Here is a 1,160-nt window from a genome sequence, read left to right as displayed (position 1 = left end):
TCGGCCCGGAGGGTAGGCAGGCGCTGGACGGGTGGGGAAGCGGCAGGAACCCGCTCCGTTCGGCCTTGTGTGCGCAAGAACCAGAAGGAGAAGCGAGCCCTGCCACAGGGGGAACAGCTCCGCCTACGCAGTCGTGACCGCAGGCGCCTGATTCGCTGGGGTGAGAGGACTGGCTGCCCGCTCACCCTGCGACGGTGCATGGCGGTGGCGAAGGTGGCCAGTGGCCAGTCGCGAGCGCAGGCATCGCGAGAGTTGCTGTGCGCTACCTCCACCGTGGTGGCCGCCGTCCAGCGCTACCTGGAGAGTGGACGTGAAGGGCTGGTGGACCGACGTGCTCGAAATGGACAGCGCAAAGTGGATGAGCGCTTCCGAGCAACGCTCTGCCGGGTGCTGAAGGGCACACCTCGGCAGTCCGGCTGGCGACGCACCACGTGGACACGCGTGCTGTTGGCGCGCGAGGTGGAGAGGCGCGGCCGCGTGCGCGTCTCGCCTACCACCATGGGACGCGCCCTGGCGTCGGTGGGCGCACGGCTGAAGCGGCCCCGCCCCGTGGTTCGCTGCCCCTGGCCCGCGCGCCAGCGGCAAGAGCGACTGTGGCAACTGAAGTGCCGGGCGGCCTACGCCCGGCCCGAGGAGCCCGTCTTCTACGAGGACGAGATGGACGTGCATCTCAACCCCAAGGTGGGGCCCGATTGGATGCTGCCCGGAGAGCGGCGGGAGGTCGTCACTCCGGGCAACAACCAGAAGCGATACGTGGCCGGAGCGCTCAACTCACGCACAGACGAGTTGACGTGGGTGAAGGGGGAGCGGAAGACGAGCGCCCTTTTCATCGAACTGGTACGGGCGGTGAGCAACGCCTACCCCACGGCCAGGCGCCTGCACTTCATCCTGGACAACGCGGCCACCCATTCGAGCAGGCAGACGAAGCAGATACTGGCTCAGATGGGCGAGCGGGTGGTGCTGCACTTCCTGCCGCCGTACTGCCCCGAGGGCAACCGCATCGAGCGGGTCTGGTGGGACGTGCACGCCAACGTCACCCGCAACCACCGGTGCAAGAAGATGTCGGCGCTCATGGCCGAGGTGGATGCCTACCTGGAAGCTCGCAACGCGCAGCAGACTTCAAGTCCGCTGCTGCGCGTCGCTCCCTCTCGACGCGCAGC

1 protein-coding gene is annotated in these 1,160 nt (G+C 68.1%); it reads left to right on the top strand.

Going from position 1 to position 1,160, the window contains the following annotated elements; translation table 11 throughout:
- Positions 1 to 198: 198 nt before the first annotated feature.
- Positions 199 to 1,160, top strand: a 962-nt coding sequence (locus D7X99_RS41910; RefSeq protein ID WP_121782584.1) for an IS630 family transposase, incomplete at its 3' end; no start/stop codon positions are given.

The organism is Corallococcus sp. AB032C (assembly GCF_003668935.1).
GTDB classification, from domain to species: domain Bacteria; phylum Myxococcota; class Myxococcia; order Myxococcales; family Myxococcaceae; genus Corallococcus; species Corallococcus exiguus.
Note: the sequence above shows the minus strand (reverse complement) of the source record. Positions and strands in the feature narration are given on the sequence as shown.